This window comes from Dehalogenimonas sp. 4OHTPN (assembly GCF_040448695.1).
Lineage (GTDB): Bacteria > Chloroflexota > Dehalococcoidia > Dehalococcoidales > Dehalococcoidaceae > Dehalogenimonas.
On the sequence record NZ_CP159307.1, the window covers coordinates 1,248,610 to 1,268,736 of the forward strand.

Annotated in this window: 19 protein-coding genes; 13 read left to right on the top strand and 6 right to left on the bottom strand. The window is 57.8% G+C overall.

All coding sequences use genetic code 11. From position 1 onward, the window contains the following. Positions 1-56 precede the first annotated feature (56 nt). From hisD to ABV300_RS06465, 3 genes are all read right to left on the bottom strand, one after another. Entirely contained in the window at positions 57-1,373 is a 1,317-nt protein-coding gene (gene hisD, locus ABV300_RS06455) for a histidinol dehydrogenase (protein WP_353714069.1), read from the bottom strand. A 106-nt stretch (positions 1,374-1,479) separates the two neighbouring features. Beyond that, positions 1,480-2,883: an ATP phosphoribosyltransferase gene (gene hisG, locus ABV300_RS06460; RefSeq protein ID WP_353714070.1), complete on the bottom strand. Its 1,404-nt coding sequence runs from the start codon at positions 2,881-2,883 to the stop codon at positions 1,480-1,482. After that, the gene (locus ABV300_RS06465; RefSeq protein ID WP_353714071.1) at positions 2,880-4,118 is read right to left on the bottom strand and encodes an ATP phosphoribosyltransferase regulatory subunit; all 1,239 of its coding nucleotides are present in this window, start codon (positions 4,116-4,118) and stop codon (positions 2,880-2,882) included. The genes hisG and ABV300_RS06465 overlap by 4 nt, the downstream gene beginning before the upstream one ends. 599 nt (positions 4,119-4,717) lie before the next feature. Between ABV300_RS06465 and ABV300_RS06470 the strand changes: the two genes are divergently transcribed. Further along, positions 4,718-5,167 carry an NfeD family protein gene (locus tag ABV300_RS06470; protein ID WP_353714072.1) on the top strand — a complete coding sequence of 150 codons (450 nt, stop codon included), beginning with the start codon at positions 4,718-4,720 and terminating at the stop codon, positions 5,165-5,167. Continuing rightward, entirely contained in the window at positions 5,168-5,941 is a 774-nt protein-coding gene (locus tag ABV300_RS06475; protein WP_058439643.1) for a slipin family protein, read from the top strand. A gap of 46 nt (positions 5,942-5,987) precedes the next feature. Here ABV300_RS06475 and ABV300_RS06480 read toward each other — a convergent pair whose 3' ends face one another. Then, entirely contained in the window at positions 5,988-6,776 is a 789-nt protein-coding gene (locus tag ABV300_RS06480; protein WP_353714073.1) for a biotin--[acetyl-CoA-carboxylase] ligase, read from the bottom strand. A gap of 33 nt (positions 6,777-6,809) precedes the next feature. Beyond that, the gene (locus tag ABV300_RS06485; RefSeq protein ID WP_353714074.1) at positions 6,810-7,346 is read right to left on the bottom strand and encodes a hypothetical protein; all 537 of its coding nucleotides are present in this window, start codon (positions 7,344-7,346) and stop codon (positions 6,810-6,812) included. Between the two features lie 547 nt (positions 7,347-7,893). Here ABV300_RS06485 and ABV300_RS06490 point away from each other — a divergent pair. The 9 genes from ABV300_RS06490 to ABV300_RS06530 all read left to right on the top strand — a co-directional run bounded on the left by ABV300_RS06490 (position 7,894) and on the right by ABV300_RS06530 (position 16,373). Next, positions 7,894-8,469 (top strand): DNA polymerase ligase N-terminal domain-containing protein, encoded by a 576-nt coding sequence (locus ABV300_RS06490; protein WP_353714075.1) that lies wholly within the window; start codon positions 7,894-7,896, stop codon positions 8,467-8,469. Positions 8,470-8,533: 64 nt separating this feature from the next. Further along, a complete protein-coding gene (locus ABV300_RS06495) occupies positions 8,534-10,057 on the top strand; it encodes a R3H domain-containing nucleic acid-binding protein (RefSeq protein WP_353714076.1) in 1,524 nt (507 codons plus the stop codon). Positions 10,058-10,059: 2 nt separating this feature from the next. Continuing rightward, positions 10,060-10,686, top strand: a complete 627-nt coding sequence (tmk, locus tag ABV300_RS06500; RefSeq protein ID WP_353714077.1) for a dTMP kinase — start codon at positions 10,060-10,062, stop codon at positions 10,684-10,686. Positions 10,687-10,690: 4 nt separating this feature from the next. Continuing rightward, a complete protein-coding gene (gene mnmA / locus ABV300_RS06505) occupies positions 10,691-11,725 on the top strand; it encodes a tRNA 2-thiouridine(34) synthase MnmA (RefSeq protein WP_353714078.1) in 1,035 nt (344 codons plus the stop codon). Further along, entirely contained in the window at positions 11,722-12,363 is a 642-nt protein-coding gene (locus ABV300_RS06510; RefSeq protein ID WP_353714079.1) for a ribonuclease HII, read from the top strand. Before mnmA ends, ABV300_RS06510 begins: the two co-directional genes overlap by 4 nt. Beyond that, positions 12,360-12,719, top strand: a complete 360-nt coding sequence (locus ABV300_RS06515) for a YraN family protein (protein ID WP_353714080.1) — start codon at positions 12,360-12,362, stop codon at positions 12,717-12,719. The genes ABV300_RS06510 and ABV300_RS06515 overlap by 4 nt, the downstream gene beginning before the upstream one ends. 80 nt (positions 12,720-12,799) lie before the next feature. Beyond that, positions 12,800-13,648: a thiamine phosphate synthase gene (locus ABV300_RS06520; protein ID WP_353714081.1), complete on the top strand. Its 849-nt coding sequence runs from the start codon at positions 12,800-12,802 to the stop codon at positions 13,646-13,648. A 12-nt stretch (positions 13,649-13,660) separates the two neighbouring features. Further along, on the top strand, positions 13,661-14,320 hold the full coding sequence (locus ABV300_RS06525) for a haloacid dehalogenase (RefSeq protein WP_353714082.1): 660 nt from the start codon (positions 13,661-13,663) through the stop codon (positions 14,318-14,320). A gap of 7 nt (positions 14,321-14,327) precedes the next feature. Next, positions 14,328-16,373: a sodium-translocating pyrophosphatase gene (locus ABV300_RS06530; protein WP_353714083.1), complete on the top strand. Its 2,046-nt coding sequence runs from the start codon at positions 14,328-14,330 to the stop codon at positions 16,371-16,373. Here ABV300_RS06530 and ABV300_RS06535 read toward each other — a convergent pair. Beyond that, on the bottom strand, positions 16,370-17,014 hold the full coding sequence (locus tag ABV300_RS06535; protein ID WP_353714084.1) for an MBL fold metallo-hydrolase: 645 nt from the start codon (positions 17,012-17,014) through the stop codon (positions 16,370-16,372). The genes ABV300_RS06530 and ABV300_RS06535 overlap by 4 nt on opposite strands. 921 nt (positions 17,015-17,935) lie before the next feature. On the opposite strand from ABV300_RS06535, the gene ABV300_RS06540 reads away from it, so the two are divergent. Then, positions 17,936-18,481, top strand: coding sequence for a hypothetical protein (locus ABV300_RS06540; protein WP_353714085.1), 546 nt, complete (start codon positions 17,936-17,938; stop codon positions 18,479-18,481). Between the two features lie 193 nt (positions 18,482-18,674). Beyond that, entirely contained in the window at positions 18,675-19,970 is a 1,296-nt protein-coding gene (locus ABV300_RS06545) for a glycine--tRNA ligase (RefSeq protein WP_353715373.1), read from the top strand. The last annotated feature ends 157 nt before the right edge of the window (positions 19,971-20,127 follow it).

A 20,127-nucleotide genomic window follows, 5' to 3' on the forward strand; every position in this document is an offset into this window, starting at 1 on the left:
CTCTTTTGCAATTGCGAGTCCCCTAGGAAGGACGACGCCATCTCCCTTGATCGTTCTTAGGTTCGTTCCATCCGCAGCCTGAGGGCTCGTTCGTGGGCGGTCAGCCCCTCAGCCGCGGCAATTGTCGCCGCCTGAGGCCCGAGGCTCTTCACCATGTACTCATCCACCCGGACAACGTCGATTATCTTGATGAAATCGAGCACGTTGAGTGGAGATGAGAATCGCGCCGTTCCCGAGGTCGGCAGCACGTGGCTCGGTCCGGCGATGTAGTCGCCGAAGGCCACCGTCGCCCGGGGCCCGGTAAAGACGCAGCCGGCATTTTCTATCTTGGATAATAAGGCTTCCGAGTCCACAGTCAGTAAAAGCAGGTGCTCCGGAGCATACATATTGGACAATTCCACTGCTTCTTCCAGGCCGTCAACCACGGCGACGCAGGACATATTTGACAGGCTCTGGTGAATGACGAACTGGCGCGACATACTCTCGACGACACGATTCAGCTCGTCGGTTACGGCTTTAGCCACCCGCTCTGAGGTGGTCACCAGCACCGTCGTCGCCAAAGGGTCGTGCTCCGCCTGGGCCATCATGTCGGCGGCAATATACTCCGGATTGGCGGAATCGTCAGCGATGATAAGTACCTCGCTCGGCCCTTGCAGCCCGTCAATAGCAACCATGCCGTAAAGCAACCGCTTGGCTACGGTCACAAAAATGCTGCCCGGTCCGCAGATTTTATCGACTTTGGGTACCGTTTTGGTACCCACTGCCAGCGCGGCGACGGCTTGCGCTCCGCCGATGCGGAAGACGCGGTCCACACCAGCCAATTTAGCCGCAGCCAGCGTCGGCGCCGGCACTTTGCCGTCTTTGCCTGGCGGTGTTACCAGACAGACCTCAGCAACGCCAGCCACCCGCGCCGGTATGGCCGTCATCAGGACGCTCGAAGGATAGAAGGCGGTGCCGCCCGGAGCGTAGCAGCCGACGCGCTCCAGAGGACGGTAGATCTGTTCCATGGACATCTGGTTGAAACCGGAAATTAGAGCCTCGCGCTGACGCTGGTGAAAATCCTTGACCCGGCCGGCGGCCAATTCCAGGGCATTTAGAAGAGACTTGTCGACCGATGCAGCCGCAGCATTGATCTCTGCCAGGGGTACCTCGATATCATTAATCTCGGCTTTGTCATATTCTTTGGTGAGGCGCCTGAGGGCATCGTCGCCGTTCTCCCAGACATCAGTTATGATGGCCTGGATCATGCCCTCAAGGTCGTGTATCTGGTAGCGGAGCGACAGTGTACGACGTGTCGCCTCGGAGACGAATCCTCCATGGACTCGGCGTCGTAAAATCTTGGCTGCAGCTCTGAATCCTCTTACCGTTTCCACGCGAAACTCCAGCCCCCCTGACTATCGACAGGATGGGAATTGAGGTCCACAGTGACGGGGCGGCAGTGGGATACTTGAATATCAAGATTGAAATTCGGCATTGGTGTTATTTGGCCTGGTCAAGCGCCTTTCCCAATCTTTCCACCAGAGCCTCCATTCTCTTCCGCTTCACCGGATTGTCCGCCGCCCGGGTATTGCCGATGACGCAAGCGGTGGACTCGAACAGCGTGTCTATGATGCGCAGATTGTGCCGGGCAATGGTGCCGCCGGTCTCGGTATTTTCAATTAGAAGGTCAGCGTCCTCCGGCAAATAGGCCTCGGTCGAACCCCATGTAGGCGCGATGCGGTAGCGGCCGAAGTGGTTGTTGCGGGCGTACTCGTCAGCGATGTTGATATATTCTGAAGCGACCCGCAGATTGCGGTTCCGGAAATACTCCTTAAGCTCCACCGCATTAGTCACCGGCACCTCGTTAGCCACAACAGCGACAATGCGCACCCAACCATATTTCAGGTCAAGCAAGCGTTTGACTGGGGAGGCCGGGAACTGGTGCAAATGGTCGGTCAGCCAATCCCAGCCGGTGATGGCCAGGTCAAAGTTGCCGTTAGCCACTTGGATGGGCATATCCTGCGGCCGTATCGTTTTAATAGCAAAACCCTCCAGGTCGCTTTTAGGCCGCCGGAAGCCGCGGTCTGATGGATAGTCTTCGATGCCAATACCGGCGGCGTCGAGAATTTTCCTCACGTGCGGCTGTTGATGGCCATCGGGCAGTGCCAGCCGAACGACATCAGGGGCGTACTCGTGATAGGCCTCGAGAGCTGCCACCGTTTTCGGCGGCGCATCTTCGTTAAACTCTACTGCTGGCGGCAGGTTAGCCAGAATCGACGAGATAGCCGCCGAGAGGTCTTTGGAGGCCAGGCTTTCGCGGTTGGCTATTAGAACAGCCTTGAAGTCGAGAACTTTCGACAGAACTTTGAGACCTTTTAATACGAGTTCGCCCGCGCTCTTGCGCGGCAGGATGACCACCTCGGCAGTCTCCGGCGGGTAAGCCTCGGCAGAGCCCCAGAGGGGGTACACGGCGTAATTTTTGAGGCGGAGCTGGATAGCCAGCTGCTCAGCCAGGTTAGGGTATTCCGAAGCCAGGCGTACCTTGTCGGCGCGCCTTGACAGGTCGGCCAGCGAGGTGACGCCGTCGCCCGCCGCTGAAGCCGCGTAGAGGGCGCCGTGGCCGTAGCCCAGCACTCTCACCTTCACCAGCGACGATAGGCGATAGCGGGAAACAAGTTCCTCCACCCAGTCAGCGCCGCAGATACCAAGATCGTAGTTGCCGATTGCCACCTGGATGGGGATGTCCTTTTCATGGAGCATTTTAGCCGACAGCTCCGGGAATTTGGCGCTGGTCAGCCGGTACAGCCGGGCTTTGGGCTGGTAGTCATTGAGCTGCCAGCCGGCACGGTCGAGGAGTGCCGCCGTATCCGAAAGCAGGCGGCCTTTGGGCAAGGCGACTCTCATTCTTCAGAGGCCTCCCCGCCCAGCATCTCAACCAGTTCTTCGACTGTCTCGAACTCGAACTCCTCGTCTGTTTCAGTATCGGACAACACCAGCAAGCCGTCTTCTGTGATGTTGAGAACCCAGTCATAGTCCATAACGTCTGGGTCGCCAAGTTTGATCTCGGCGGTGTAATCGGCGTCCCGAAGATCAGTGGCCACGGCGAAAGCACGTGCCTCGTCGCCAGGCTGGAAGTTGACCAAAAAGCGGTCTGGTTCTTCCATCTCATACTCGGCCATATCAATGAACTTCATCAGCTCGTCCAGGTACAGGGCGAAGCCGGCCGCCGCCCTGGAAGGGCCGCCCATCAGGGCGATGAGGTTGTCATAGCGGCCGCCGCCGCCGACCGTAGCCCCATTAACCGAAAGGTGGAAGATAACGCCGGTGTAGTATTCAAAGCCGCGGCCGGAGGCCAGGTCGATCTCGTAGGGCACACCGACGTCGTCGAGTGTATCGAGTGTGGCGGCGAAGTCGCCTGCCGCTGCCTCCAACTCCACGGAGTAGCCGAAGAGGGACCTGAGATTGGAGAGGTAGTTGGATGAAGTCCCGGTTACACCAAGGAGAGTCTTAAGGCCGGCTAGAAGCTCCGGATTGGACTCGGCCAGCCGGCTCATCACCGACTCGTTGCCGTCGAGGATATCATCGAACAATTTGTGGCGAGCCTCCGGCGACGGTTCGAGCTGGGCCAAGACCGCCTGGATGACCCCGGAATGGGAGATTTTTATACGGCCCTCAAGGCCGAGCAGTTCCAGAGTCTCAAGAGCCATGCGGGCGAGTTCGGCATCGGCCAGAGGGCCGCTGCCGCCGATCAGTTCCGCGCCGCACTGCCAGCGCTCTCGGCCGCTGCCCGGCTTCTCCTCAAAGAGGAAAGTGTTTACCACATAGAAGAGCCTGGCGACTTCGCGGTCGGTCAGGGAATCGGTGTACAGGCGGGCGATGGGGATAGTGCCGTCCGGCCGCATAACCACGCGCTCGCCGCTCCAGCCGTCCCAATCCAGGAAGGAGAACACCTGCCCCAGCATACCGGGGGTCAGCGTGCCGGTGGCGGTGAACAGGTGCAGGTACTCCAGGGTGGGAGTGCGCACCTCTTCGTAGCCCCATTTGAGCGCAGTATCAATAAAGACGGATTCCGCCAGGCGGAATTTCAGCATTTGTTCGGGGATCAGGTCGCGGCAGCCGCGACACCTCTCTTGAGTCATGATTTCTCCTATACTGCTTTTGTTGGACACGGAGATTGTACACCAGGGGCATATTACGTTCAAATCTGGCCGTCTGACGGGTTGGTTTTTGTTTGCCGGCGAAGTAAGCACTTTTTCCCGAAACGATGTAAAAATCACGCGATGGGCTGAACGTGTGAAACGATTGTCGTTTGGTTTGGGAACAAATGGGGTTTCACAGCGCCCGAGGCGTATTGACCAACCGTTTCAGAACCGACCTGGTTCATGACCGAAGCGAACAAAGCCGGGGGCAGCAGGGACGGATTAAGAAGCAAGACGGCCTCCGCATTCAGAGAGGACAAACGTACTCATTTGGTTCATGCTGAGCATTATAGCACACCCGTTCCCCATGGCTGTCAAGTGAATTTTGTCGTTTTTGGCGGGTCGGAAAAAATATATCGGTCGGCAGGATGATCAGCCGACGCTCAGGCGGCCGGCAGTTATCGTATCAGGTGGGAAAGTGGGGCTAATCCCACATGATGCTTTATCCCACCAGATGTTCAAGCAGAGGCATTATGTTCTGAAGATAGCCTGTTGCGCCCCGTGTTATAATCAAAAGGCACCTGTCAAGGAGGCTACCGATGAATATCGCCGGCATCCTGCTGATCGCTCTGGCTATCGCCTTTTTTATCGTCGAATTCTTCACCTCCGGCTACGCCCTGTTCGCCGCCGCGGGATTGCTCTCCCTGATCCTCGGCCTGGTGTTAATTTTTGATTTCGCTGTCCCGCCATGGGTTACCGTCACCCTGCTCATCCTGATACTGGGCCTGTCGGTGACCGCTGTCATCCTTATCTGGCGCCGGGTCGCTGAAGCCCAAAAACAGAAGGTTGCCACCGGGCATGAGGAACTGATAGGTCAAAAAGCCCGGGTTCATGCCGCCCTGCAACCAGCCGGTAAAGTCTTTATCCAGGGAGAAATCTGGTCGGCGGAACTGGCCTCAGGCCAGGCCGAGATCGGTGAAGAGGTTACTGTCACTGGCGTAAAAGGCCTGAAATTGTTCGTAACGAAAAACGCGCGAGGAGAACAATAAATGGAAGCGGCTCTTGAAGCTCTGGTACCATGGCTCATTTTCCTGCTCTTCCTGGTGATTATCCTGGCCCTTTCAGTCAGGGTTGTCTCTGAATATGAACGGGGCGTCATCTTCCGGTTGGGCCGTCTGGTGGGCGCCAAAGGTCCGGGCATTTTTTTCCTAATCCCTTTCATTGACCGCATGGTCAAAATGGACCTGCGCGTCGTGACCATGGACGTGCCGGCTCAGGAGGTCATCACCCGGGATAACGTCACCGTCCGCGTCAACGCCGTCATCTACTTCCGCGTCGTCGATCCGCAGGCGGCGGTCGTCAAAGTCCTCGATCACATCCGGGCGACGTCCCAGATTTCGCAAACCACGCTCAGGAATGTTCTGGGTCAATCGGAACTTGACGAACTCCTGGCCAACCGGGAGAAGCTGAACGACGTCATCCAGGACATCATTGACAAGCAAACCGATCCCTGGGGCATCAAGGTTTCGACAGTCGAGATAAAAGAAGTGGAACTGCCTGAGACGATGCGCCGGTCGATGGCCGCCCAGGCCGAAGCCGAACGCGAGCGCCGGGCTAAAATCATCCATGCCCAGGGCGAGTTCGAAGCCTCAACCAAACTTGCTCAGGCGGCCGACATCATCGCCAAAGAACCGGTCACGCTTCAACTGCGGTATCTGCAGACGCTGACCGAGATCGCTTCCGAGCGCAATTCGACGGTGATCTTCCCCATCCCCATCGACCTCATCAGCATGTTCATGAAGGGATTTATCAAAGACAAGTAACGCATCGGAAAAGCCGGTCCCCGATGAATGGCCGGCCATTCCAGGCTTAACTCAGCGTCACATCACCGGCGACGACGACATATTCGGCGCCGTCGTCTCCAAGGATGACCAAAGCGCCGTCGGCGGTCACTTCAGCGGCGACTCCCTCGACGGCCGCTCCGGCGCCGCTGGCGGTCACCCGGCGCCCCAGGGTTATCAGGCGGGCGCGCCAGAGATTACGAAGGGCCGCCGGGTCGAAAGCGGTATAAAAAACGGCTATTTCATCGACAATCGCCCGCAGCAGCCGCGGCGTGTCGATTTTTCGGCCTGACTCCGCCGACATGCTGGTGGCGAGGCCGGCTATATCCGGCCAACCGGCCATATCCATGTTAACGTTCACGCCGATGCCGACGACCGCGTAGGTCTTGCCCCTGGCGGTTCCGCTCTCAACCAGTATCCCGGCGACTTTCCGGCCGTCAATGAGAATGTCATTGGGCCACTTTATATCGGCTTTCAACAGCGCGACCGCCTCTATGGCCTCGGCGGCCGCCAGTCCGGCCAGCATGGTGAGGTAGGGCAGCTTATCCGCTGACGGGTAGAGCAGCAGCGACACCGACAGCGAACCGGCCGGCGAAACCCAGGCGCGGGACAACCGGCCGCGGCCTTCAGTCTGTTCCGCAGCCACCACCAGGGTGCCTTCCGGCGCCCCTTTGTGCGCCAACTCTCTGGCCCGGTCCATGGTGGAGCCGATGCGTTCGTAGGTAAGTATGTGCTTGTCCCAGAGGCATCCGGAAAGGGCGTCTTCTACGCTGCGATAGTCGAGATTGTTCATGGTTGAAAGTATAGCATCGGCCATGTTCTCGCGGTCAAAGTCTAGAGTTAATTGTTCTTACAGTGAAGCAAGGTAACAAGCTAAAAAGGTAGCAAGAACAATCCCCGCCAAACACACAACATCGGTGAACAATAAATCAAAAACAGAACGAGCCTTAAATCCATCCCATTTGTGGATTCTATCGTCTACAAATTTAGGCCAAAACTTGATTGTTACAAATTGACGGCTATCAGCGTCATTAAGGTTTAATTGCCCACTCTCAATTTCATTAACAAGTTCCATTAACGCGGCAATAGTTTTTGCGGAAACATGACGCGACCTAAATTGCATTGTCACAAAAACGGATGCAAGCAATAATGCAAGAATAAAACAACAGGGGTTTCTCAAGAAGCTTAAATTATGTTCACCAATATAATTTCCAGCAACGAGGATTGAAGGTATGTATAACGCAGTCACCACCCAAGACATCGTTTCTTTGTGATTATGATAAGCTGTCTGGGATTCGATTTCGCTTTGAAACCACTGAATGTATCTATCATTCAATACCTGATGTGGATTTTGTGGTGGGTTGATACTGATAGAAAACAAACTCATGTACGAATTATAACACAGCCAAAATTATTTCTTAACCTCCCCTAATTAAGGTTTAAGTTAAAGTCGGATATCATATTGTCATGCAAACAGAGTTTTACGACCCCAAGGCCTAGAAGATTAACGACTTATACTTGTAAGCGTTGTGGGCATATTTGGGTTACCAGAGTTCCATACCCTCTCAGTTTGTCCGAATTGCCAAAGCCATTGCTTGAATAAGGCAAGAATACGATGTGATTTTAACTGAAAACGAATACCAATTTTGGACGAAATCCTCAATTAGCAGGGCAAGTCGAGACTAGTGATAATGGGCATGTCCAGAACTAAAAGCTCTAAATATCAGCCGAATACAAACTTAACCGAGCGGTTCGATAGGTGACAAGGCAACAAACAAAATGGAGACCGCGCCCATGAACATTTTATTGGTTTGTCAGCGCCCTTGGGACAGTCCCTTTTATGGAGGCTTTTTGGTTGGCTTATAATGGTTTGTACACGCCTCAGCTTCTAAGTAATTTGCCGATTGGCTTATATTTAAGTCGGGAGGTCGGAGATGAAAAATCAGGACAAACTCAGTGAATACAAAGCCAAGCGGGACTTCCAGAAGACCGCCGAACCGCCGCCGGAAACCGCCGCGCCGTCTGAAAAGCCGGTATTCGTCGTTCAAAAGCATGCCGCTTCCCGCCTGCATTACGATCTGCGCCTGGAGATCGACGGCGTACTGAAGAGCTGGGCGGTGCCCAAGGGGCCGTCAATGGACCCGGAGGTCAAGCACCTGGCGGTGCCCACCGAGGATCATCCCATGGCCTATGGCGGTTTTGAAGGAACGATACCGCAGGGTGAATACGGCGCCGGTACGGTCATGGTCTGGGACACCGGCACCTACCGGAATATTAAAGCCGAGAAACCCAGGCCGGAGTCGATGGCGGAATCATTCGACGAGGGCAGAATAGAAGTGTTTCTCGAGGGCAAAAAACTGGCGGGGCGTTTCGCGCTGATCAAGACCGCCCGCGGCTGGCTGTTTTTCAAAATGAAAGATGAATACGCCCGCGCCGGCGATATCACCGCCGAGGCGCCGGACTCGGCCATTTCCGGCCGAAATCTGGAACAAATCACCGCCGGCCGGTGAATCGTTTGCCCGTCTCCCCCGCGGATAGTAGAATAATGCCGGATACTGCTTCACGGAGGCGTTATTGCCGAACCAGATTACGGACGACCTGGGAGCCCTGCTCGATATGCTGCCGCCGGAAATCCGGCGGCCGCTTGGCCAGCAAACCGATTTAGCCCAACTGCTTGAAGTTGTCATGGATCTCGGACGGGTGCCTGAGGCACGGTTCCCCGGCCGGGAAATCATCCTCCGGCCTGAAGAAATCTCCGAAGAGGACATCGATTACGTTACCGCCCGAGTCAGCGCCTTCGGCGGCGACAACCGCGCCGGCATCGAACGCACATTACACCGCATCTCGGCCATCAGAAACCGAAAAGGCAAAATCATCGGTCTGACCTGCCGGGTCGGGCGGGCGGTGTTCGGGACGATTAAGATCATCGAGGACCTGATTCAATCTGGCAGCAGCGTCCTGCTTCTGGGCAGGCCGGGCGTCGGCAAGACCACCATGCTGCGGGAGGTGGCCCGCGTCCTGGCCGATGACTTAAAAAAGCGCGTCGTTATCGTTGACACTTCCAACGAGATAGCCGGAGACGGCGATATCCCCCATCCGGCGATCGGCCGCGCCCGCCGCATGCAGGTGTCCGAACCCGACCGGCAGCACGCGGTGATGATCGAGGCGGTTGAAAACCACATGCCGGAAGTCATCGTGATAGACGAGATCGGCACCGAGCTTGAAGCTTTAGCCGCCCGGACTATCGCCGAGCGCGGCGTGCAGCTAGTAGGCACCGCCCACGGCAACACCCTGGAAAATCTGATGCAGAACCCGACGCTGGCGGATCTGATCGGCGGCATCCAGGCGGTAACCCTGGGCGACGAGGAAGCCAGGCGACGCGGCACTCAAAAAACAGTCCTGGAGCGTAAGGCGCCGCCGACTTTTGATATCATCGTCGAAATTCAGGAAAGAGACCGGGTGGCGGTTCACGGCAACACTTCAGAAGCGGTTGACGCTATACTGCGCGGTATCCCGGAAGCGACCGAGATCCGTTCCATCGATGACAACGGCCTGGTCACCACCACTTCAGCCCAGCCGGATACCGATCATCCCGAACGAGCCCACCGCCTGCCTTCGCCGGCGGCGGCGGACACACCCAGGCTGTATCTTTTCGGGATCAATCGAAGCCGCCTGGAACAGGTCGCCGAAGAAATGCGGGTAAGTCTCAACATCACCGAGCGCCTGAGCGATGCCGGGATGCTGGTCACCTCAAAGAATTATTTCCGCCGCCGGCCGCAGCGGATACGGGACGCCGAGGCGCACAACCTGCCGGTCTATGTCCTTAAGAGCCATACCCCCGCCCAGTTCCGCCAGTTCCTCGGCATGCTGTCCCGCCGGGAGCCGGAGATAGCCCAGGAATCCGGCGCTTTGGATCAGGCGATAATGGAAGCTGAAGAAGCGGTACACCGGGTCAAAAGCGGCAACGACAAAGTTGAGTTATCCCCTCAGGGCGCCTACATCCGCCGGCTGCAGCACCTGGTTGCCGAACGCGCCAACCTGAAATCTGGCAGCGAGGGCCGCGAGCCCAACCGAAGGGTCAACATCTTCAAGGAGTGACGATGCCCCTGTTTATTACCTTTGAAGGCGGCGAGGGCTCCGGCAAGAGCACTCAGGCCGGATTACTAGCCAAGCGCCTGGAAGCTCAAGGCGTCAGCGTATTATTGACCTGCGAGCCGGGCGGCACCGAGTTAGGCGACCGTATCTCAAATCTGCTCAAATGGGGCGACGGTATCTCCATCAGCCCGATTGCCGAGCTGATGTTATTCAATGCTTCCCGGGCTGAACTGGTGAGCCGGGTGATCAAACCAGCCCTGGATGCCGGTCAGGTGGTGGTCAGCGACAGGTTCGCCGACTCATCGCTGGTATATCAGGGCTACGGCCGGGGGCTGCCCCTTGCCTCTGTCAGAGCTGCATCATCGATCGCGGCTCAAGGATTAATACCGGACATCACCTTCTTGCTGGATGTCCCGACCGAACATGGTTTCGCCCGGAAAGGGTCGGCTAAAACTGATCGTATCGAACAAGAGCACGCCGATTTTCACCGCCGGGTTCGCGACGGCTACCTGGCAGCGGCGCGGGCTGAACCCGACCGCTGGGTCATCGTCAACGGAACGCTGCCTGAAGCAACCGTCACCGAGCATATTTGGCAGGCCGTCCAGGCAAGACTTTCACAACGAACTGGATAGTTGAGTGATCAAACCCCAGGCAATAACCGCGATGAGCGGCGGCGTGGACTCCTCCGTTAGCGCCATGCTCCTCAAACGAGCCGGTTTCTCCGTTCTCGGCCTGACGATGCGCCTCCTTGGCCAAACACAGGAAAAAGCCGCCGAGCGCGCCGCCGCGGTGGCTGAATACCTCGGCATCGAACACCGGGTCATTGATTTCACCGAGAAATTCCAATCCAGCGTTATCGACTATTTCTGCGCCGAATACGCCGGCGGGCGCACCCCGAATCCCTGTGTCGTCTGTAACAGGCAAATCAAATTCGGCGCTTTGCTGGAGGCGGCTGATTCACTCGGCATCAGGTACCTGGCGACCGGGCATTATGCCCGTATCGAGCCGTCTGCTTCAGGGTATCGCCTGCTTGAGGCCGCCGACGGGGCCAAAGACCAGTCATATTTCCTGTACAGCCTGGACCAGCGGCAGCTCGGCCGGGCCCTTTTTCCACTCGGCTTTTTGTCAAAATCACAAGTCCGGGAGCTGGCAGAATCAGCCGGACTGCCTTCGTTCCCAAGCGAAAGCCAGGACATTTGCTTTCTGGGCGGTCAGGATTACGGCTCGTTTTTATTGAACCGAGCCGATGCCGCGCCGGGTGAAATCATCGAACCGGGAGGCAAAGTGATCGGCAGGCACCGCGGGCTGGTTCATTATACCGTGGGCCAGCGCCACGGACTCGGCATTTCTTCCCCCGTGCCGAAATTCGTCCTCGGGGTTGAGCCAGCGACCAACCGGTTAATCATAGGTGAGGAAAAAGATCTTTATAGGCACAGCGCCAGGATTCAGGATGTCTCCTGGATCAGCGGATACCCCCCGTCGGACGCCTCCGGCTTATCCGCCAGGATCCGCTACCGGATGCGGAAAGTACCGCTGCGGTCTATTGAGGTGTTCCCCGACCGGACGGCGGCGCTCGGCTTTTCTGAGCCGGTGCGCGGCGTAGCGCCGGGCCAGTCCGCGGTTATCTACCTGGGGTGTGAAGTTCTGGGCGGGGGAATTATCTGCGCATGAAGACCGGCATTGACAGATACCCGGAGTTCAGGGAGGAGAACCTGCTCCGCGCCCAGGGAATCAGCCTCATCGCGGGCGTGGATGAAGCCGGCCGCGGCTGCCTGGCGGGCCCGGTGGTCGCCGGCGCGGTCATCCTGACCAAGCGGCGCCGTTGCGGGTGGCTGAAGGATGTCAGAGACAGCAAACTGCTGCCGCCGGAAGCGAGGGAGGAACTGTTCAAGGCAATTGTCACCGATTCTTTGAGCTTTGGCGCCGGCATCGTCTCCCATTGCTATATAGATGCCTGGGGTATCGTCTCAGCCACCCGGTTGGCGATGAGGCTGGCGATTGAAAGCCTGTCGGTGCCGCCGCAGGCGCTGCTGATTGATTATCTCACCCTGCCGGAAATAGCCTGTCCCCAAAAAGGGATCGTTGACGGCGACGCGAAGTGCGTTTCAATCGCCTGCGCCTCGATTGTGGCCAAAGTGACCAGGGACAGACTGATGGCGCGCCTGGACCGCCGGTTCAGCGCCTACGGTTTCTTAAGGCACAAGGGCTACGGCACGGCCGACCATTTCGAAAGATTGGATGCCCTCGGGCCTTCTTCAATCCACCGGCGGAGTTTCGCGCCGGTGTCGGACCTGCGAAGGTTATTGTGAAACGGCAGCAAACCGGCCGGCTGGCGGAGTCACTTGCCCGGGGTTTCCTGGAACAGGCTGGATACCACATAATCGATTCCAACTGGCGCTGCGCTGAAGGCGAAATCGATATCGTTTGCCGTGACGGCGATCAGACGGTCTTTGTAGAGGTCCGGGCAAAATCATCCGCTGAATTCGGCACCCCGGCCGAATCTATAGGCCACCGTAAACAGGCAAGGCTGATCGCGGCGGCTGAGAATTATTGTACGGAGCATGCGTTATCCGAAAACTGGCGGATTGACTTTATCGGCATCGAGTTCCGGTACGGCGGGCACCAGACCGAGCATATCAAATACGCCGTTTCCGGCCGAGAATGATGTGTTTTTGCCCGGAATTTGACGTCTGTGTTAGAATCATACGTTCAAATCCGCGCCAAACCAAATAATCCGGAGATATTTTGGCCACTTTTCCCCAGAAGACGCTCAGGATAATCGACGCCAACCTGGACCGCGCGACTGAGGGTCTGCGGGTGCTTGAAGACATCGCCCGGTTTGCTCTTGATTCCGAACCGATCTCACAGGAGCTGAAGGCACTGCGGCATTCACTCCATCAGGCGTTTGATGAAGTAAAATTTGAACTGATCTCCTCCCGCGACTCCCCCGGCGATGTCGGACGCGGCAGCGCATTCCCGAAAGAACCCGCCGAAAGCCTGGTTGAGACTGTTGTGGCCAACAGCCGGCGGGTGGCACAGTCCATGAGGACGATCGAGGAAATTTTGCGTTCAACGGATACGAAAACCTGCGCAGTGGACGCCGAGGGAGTGCGGTTCCGCGTGTATGCATTGGAAAAGGAACTGGTTTCGGAATTAAGCCGTAAACTGAACCGGGCGCTGGTCGGCAGGCTGTATGTCAGCGCGGACAGCCAAGAAACTTTTTATAAAGCGTTAGACATGGAGCCTTCAGCGATCCAGCTTAATCCCTCCGGCCAATCACGAACAGACTTTTGGGAACTGGCGGTTGAGTGCCGCGATATCTGCGCCGAGAAGAAAATCCTGTTCTTAATCGGGGAACGGATCGACGTCGCGGCGGCGGTCAAAGCCGACGGGGTTGTCATCGGGCGGGACTCTCTGCCGGTGAAGGTGATCCGGGAACTGCTGGGCCTAAAAAGCCTCATAGGTTTTGTTGCGCGTGATGCCTCCGAGGCGACGACTGCTCAAGACGCCGGCGTAGACTTCTTAATCGATGCCGGCGTAAACGGCATATCCGAATGGGAGACTCCTGAACTTCCGGTCATCAAGACTTGTTGAAAGGGTATCGAGGTGGAGAATTTAGCACAGAGACTGGATGACATAGCCGAATCCATCAGAGCTTCTTTTAAGGAAAAGGATGCCGCCCGTGAAAAGGCGCTGCCCGGCTGCCGTGAAGCTATCCGTCATTGCTCGGAGTCCATTCGGGCGATCCACCGTCAAGAGTTCGACAACGCTCATGATTCGCTGAAAAAAGCCAAACTGCTCATCGATGAAGCGGAAATCACCATCGATGCCTGCGAAGAACTTTCCAATACCGCCTTCTTCCGGGATGCCCAGAAAGAATACGCCGAGGGCTGCATCACCCTGGCGATCATCACCGGTACCGAAATACCAACCCCCGAAGAACTGAAGATCGATTCCGCTGCCTATTTAAACGGCATGGGCGAGGTTACGGGCGAACTCAGGCGGTACCTGCTGGACGGACTGCGCCGCGGCGATATGTCAAGAGCGGAAGGCATATTATCGGTTATGGACGCCATTTATGAAGTTCTGGTAACGATAGATTTTCCGGATGCCATCACCGGCAACCTGCGGCGGACCACCGACATGGTCCGGGGCATTCTGGAAAAAACCCGATCCGACCTCACTCTGTCCCTGCAGCAGAAACGCCTGGAAAATAAGCTGAGCGCTTTCCAGGATTCCATCGGAAAAAATAACACGGGGGGATAAAGCACTTATGGATCCAGTACTAATAGCACTTGGCTGCGGCGTGCTCGGGCTGGTGATCGCCTATTTCCTGGCGAGGTTCGTTCTGAGCCAGGATGAAGGCAACGCCCGCGTCCGGGAAATCGCCGCGGCGATCAAAGAAGGCGCTTTGGCCTTCCTCGGGCGCGAATATCGAGTCCTGGCTGTTTTTGTGGCCATCGTCACTCTGGTGCTGGTATTCGTTCCCGCCCTCGGCTGGAAAGTGGCGCTGGCTTTCGTTTTCGGGGCCATTTGCTCCGGCCTGGCAGGGTATGTGGGCATGACCATCGCCGTCAGAGCCAATTCGCGAACCGCCGCCGCCGCCGCAAAAAGCCTCAACCACGGATTGAAAGTGTCCTTCCGCGCCGGGTCGGTCATGGGCATGACGGTGGTCGCCATCGGCCTGCTGGGCTTATCGTTACTATACTTCGCCTTCAGTGAAGACCCGTCGTTCCTGGCGATCATCCCGGGTTATGGCTTCGGCGCGTCCTCGGTAGCCATTTTCGCCCGCGTCGGCGGCGGCATCTACACCAAAGGCGCCGACACCGGGGCCGACATTGTCGGCAAGGTCGAGCAGAGCATTCCCGAGGACGACCCGCGCAACGCCGCGGTTATCGCCGACTTTGTGGGCGACAACGTCGGCGACGTGGCCGGCATGGGCGCCGATCTTTTCGAGTCCTACGTAGATTCCATCATCGCCACCATGGCCCTGAGCACCATCGCCGTTTTTTCGACCCGGCTGGGCGAACCGCTGATTGTCGGCACGGACCCGGCCGCCGCCTTCTGGCTGCCGATGCTGGTAGCCGCCGGCGGCATCCTGGCTTCAATAATCGGTATATTTTCAGTCCGCGTCGGCGAGAAACTTGAAATGAAGGCTCTGCTGAATGCCTTGCGCCGGGGTACTTATATCGCCGCCGGGCTTTCCCTGGTGTTTTCGTTCATCGCTGTCAGCTTCCTGGCCGATATCCGGCTGTTCGTGGCCATCGTCGCCGGGCTGGCCGCCGGGCTGGCCATCGGTGAAAGCACCAACTATTTCACCTCTTACGTGTATAAACCGACTCTTAAAATCGCCGAGGCCTCCCAGACCGGCGCCGCCACCAACATCATCGCCGGGTTCGGCAACGGCCTCATGAGCACCGCCCCGCCGGTGCTCTTCATCGTCATCGCCGTGGTGGTAGCCTACAATTTCGGCGATATTTACGGCGTGGCTCTGGCCGGCGTCGGCATGCTGGCGACGCTTGGCATCCAGGACGCCACCGACGCCTACGGCCCAGTAGCCGACAACGCCGGCGGTATCGTCGAAATGTCCGGCATGCCTCATGAAATCCGCGAGCGCACCGACGCCCTGGATTCACTGGGCAATACCACCGCCGCCATCGGCAAGGGTTTCGCAATCGGTTCGGCCGGGCTGACCGCCCTGGCGCTGCTGCTGTCCTATACCCTGGCCGTCGGCATCACCCCGTCGCAGATCTCCTTACTGGACCCGCACGTACTGGTCGGCCTGTTTCTGGGGGGTCTACTACCCGCTGTTTTCTGCGCCATGACGCTCCAAGCAGTCGGCAAGACCGGCGCTTCCATCGTCAACGAGGTCAGGCGGCAGTTCCGGGAGATTCCCGGCCTGATGGAAGGCACCGGCAAGGCGGAATACGCCAGATGCGTGGACATCTGCACCCGAGAGGCGATCCACCAGATGATCCTGCCAGGTGTGGTTACCGTCCTGGCACCTATAACCGTCGCCTTTATCTTCGGCAAAGTGGCGCTGGGCGGCTTTCTCATCGGCGCCACCGTCACCGGCTTTATCCTGGCGGTAGCTTTCAGCAACGCCGGCGGCAGCTGGGACAACGCCAAAAAATGGGTGGAGACCGGCGCTTACGGCGGCAAAAAATCACCGGCGCACAAAGCGACGGTCATCGGCGACACCGTTGGAGACCCGATGAAAGACACTTCCGGCCCGTCGCTGAACATCATGATCAAGCTGGTGTCAATAATCTCCCTGGTGCTGGCTCCGGTCATCGCCGACATGACCGGCATAATCTAGGATGAACATTCCCTCTGAGGAGGGTTGACCAGGAAAGGGTTGCCCCGGCGTTCGGCTCCGATAGTGGTATCGGGGCCGTGGCCGGGGTAAACTTTTATACAGTCATCGAGGGCCAGCAAGCGGCAATTCAGGCTGTCAATCAGAGTGCCGTAGTAGCCGCCGGGCAGGTCGGTGCGGCCGATGCCCATCTCGAACAGGGAATCGCCGGTGAAAACGACATCCTGGCCGTAGAGGGCGATACCGCCGGGGGTATGACCCGGCACGTGCAGCACGGTGAAACGGAGGCTGCCGACGGCGATGTCTTCCCAGCCCTTGAGCAGCACGTCCGGCGGCGGCACCTTCTGATGCGCCAGTCCGGCCATGCGGGCTAAAAAGCCGTCGTTGAGGCTGGCGGCGTCAGCCTGGTGGACCAGGAGTTTGGCGCCGGTGGCGGTCTTGACCGGGCCCGCCGCCGAGACGTGATCGAAATGGCCGTGGGTCAGGACGATGTAGCTTATCTTCAATCCCCGATCGGTGATGCGTTTTAGAATCTTGCCGGCGTCGGCGCCGGGGTCAATGACTATGCCCTCTTTAGTCTCTTCATCGGCGACGATGTAGCAGTTAGATTCTATAGGACCGACTACCAGGCGCTCGATGATCATTATATTCCCTTCCCGCGGCATTTAATTGTTTTTGTTTTTCTGTTCAACATCATATTTTGGGGGAAACGAAACCGAAGCTTCACGTTGGAGGCAATCCCGGGGTTCGTTATTCGTCATTTTATCAAACAAAGCGGTCTTCCTGCTTGCGGGATATTCCGAGAGGCCGGCGTCTGCGGCGGCGGAGCGTATAATGGTACTCAGTATAGCACACGTGTTCTCTTTAACCGTCAAGCGAGTTTTGTCGTTTTTGGTGGGATTTGGCGGAAATATTTTCGACAGCCGTGATAACAACATGGTTTAAGTTCGAACGGTGGCGGTCTTACGGCTTGCGCGTTTTTTAAGGGGCATCGCGGGCGGGTCTGAGACCCGCCCCTACAACGAACTGGAGATTGCCGCGTCGCTGCGCTCCTCGCAATGACAGGGTGTGAGGCTGGGGTTACAAACCGCTGGCGGGGCATTCTTCGAAGACCTCACCCTTCCCTCTCCCGCCAGGCGGCGGGAGAGGGAATAATCCAATAAGATTGCCGCGTCGCTGCGCTCCTCGCAATGACAGTGGAAGAGGCTGGGGTTCGCAAATTCCTGGCGGGCGGGTCTGAGACCCGCCCCTACAACGAACCGGAGATTGCCGCGTCGCTGCGCTCCTCGCAATGACAGTGGGGAAGAGGCTGGGGTTTACAAACCGCTGGCAGGGCATTCTTCGAAGCCCTCACCTTACCCTCTCCCGCCAGGTGGCGAGAGAGGAGATATGCCAACAAGATTGCCGCGTCGCTGCGCTCCTCGCAATGACAGGGGAAGAGGCTGGGGTTTACAAACCGCTGGCAGGGCATTCTTCGAAGCCCTCACCCTACCCTCTCCCGCCAGGCGGCGGGAGAGGGGATTCCTGCTTTCGCGCGCCGCCGGATTCAGGTAGAATAACCGGCGATGGGAAACGGCCAACAGAACGCGACCCCGGAACCGCTCAAGTTCCGCCTGAAATTCATCGGGCTGCCGCTGGCGGTATTACTGCTGACCGCGGCAGTCGCGGCGGTCTCCTACGGCGGGCTGCCGGAGGAGATCTTCTACCGCTTCGACACCGCCGGCGAACCATCCGGCGATGCCATCGCCAAGTCATCGCTGGTACTGCTGATGGTGGGTATACAGGCAGTCCTCGTCGCCGCCGCCTGGCTGGCGACCCGTTCGGTCGGCAACGTGCAGCTTTTCCGCGACAACGTGGGCAATTTCTGGTTCAGCCCGACGCGGCTGCTGACGCTGATGGGCAACATGCCGGCTATCATCCAGTTCATCATGACCTACGTGCTGGTGGACGCAGTCTACTACGCAAACAACACCTCCCACATAATGCCGCTGTGGCTGTTCGCGCTGATCGTCCTGGTTGCCGGCGGCGTGTTGATACTCATTTACGGGCTGCCGATCGTCATCCAGGCTTACAAGGGCTTTAGCCGGATCGAGGAGAAGAAGAAGGAGTAACATATTGCTCCGCAGGCCGCTCGGGAGGCATCGGGATTGCTTCGCCCCGCCTCGCCGATGGCTCGCAACGACGGATTTTGTTAGGTGTACTATTCATAGACGATTGCCACGCGACTGCCATTCAAGGCAGTCGCTCGCAAAGACAGATTTAAGGAGTATTTACTTGGCAGACAACCAGACCAACCCCGTGGACATGGACAAGATCATCAACTTAAGCCGGCGGCGCGGCTTTGTATTCCAATCGAGCGAGATATACGGGGCTCCCGGCGGGGCCTGGGACTACGGGCCGCTGGGCGTTCTCTTAAAGAACAACGTCAAGCAGGCCTGGTGGCAGTCCATGGTCCAGGAGCGGGATGACGTGGTGGGCGTCGACGCCTCGATACTGATGAATCCAAGGGTCTGGGAAGCCTCCGGCCACGTCACGGGCTTTTCCGACCCGATGCAGGACTGCCTGGCCTGCAAGATGCGCTGGCGCCCCGGCGACTTCGAGGGCGCAGTGTGCCCGTCCTGCGGCGGCAAGCTGACCGAGCCGCGGCAGTTCAATTTGATGTTCAAGACCTTCATGGGGCCGGTGGAGGACTCCGCCGCCGTCACCTACCTGCGGCCGGAGACGGCCCAGGGCATCTTCGTCAATTTCGAGAACGTGTTGAATACTACCCGCAAAAAGCTGCCCTTCGGCATCGCCCAGGTCGGCAAGAGCTTCCGAAACGAGATCACCACCGGCAACTTCATCTTCAGGAGCCGCGAGTTCGAGCAGATGGAGCTGGAGTACTTTGTGAAGCCCGGCACCGATGAGGAATGGCACGCGCACTGGTTAAGAGCGCGGCTGGAGTGGTACACAAGCCTGGGTATGAAGAAGGAAAACCTGCAGCTGCGCGCCCACTGCAAAGACGAGCTGGCGCACTACGCCAAAGCATGCTCCGACATCCAGTATCTTTTCCCGATGGGCTGGAGCGAGCTTGAGGGCATAGCCAACCGGCAGGACTTCGACCTGAAGCAGCACTCCCAGTATTCCGGCAAGAACCTCGAGTATTTCGACGAGGAGACCAAGGAACACTTCACGCCTTACGTCATCGAGCCGTCCGCCGGAGTCGACCGTTCGGTGCTGGCCTTCCTGCTGGACGCCTATACCGAGGAGCCGGACAAGGACGAGACGCGCACCGTGCTGAAGCTGCACCCGAGGCTGGCGCCCTACAAGGCGGCGGTGCTGCCGCTGTCCAAGAAGGAGCCGCTGGCCAACCTGTCAAAGGAGATTTACGCCTCCCTGCGCAAGGCCTGGATGGTGACCTACGACGAAGCCCAGAGCATTGGGCGGCGCTACCGGCGGCAGGACGAGATAGGCACGCCGTACTGCATCACCGTGGACTTCGACTCCCTGAACGACAAGATGGTCACGGTGCGCGAGCGCGACTCGATGAAACAAGATAGGATTCCGATCGAGGAGATCAAGGCGTACCTGTTCCCAAGGCTGAAGGGGGAAGTAAAATAACGGAAATCCGAAACACGAATGTCGAAATCCTAAGTAAGACCAAATATCTAATGCAAAATTCAAAATTGCAACTACCCCTCTCCTTCATATCCTCTCCCGCAAGGGGAGAGGAAAATGGGATATGGATCCTCCGCTTTCGCATAGGATTATAAAAGGA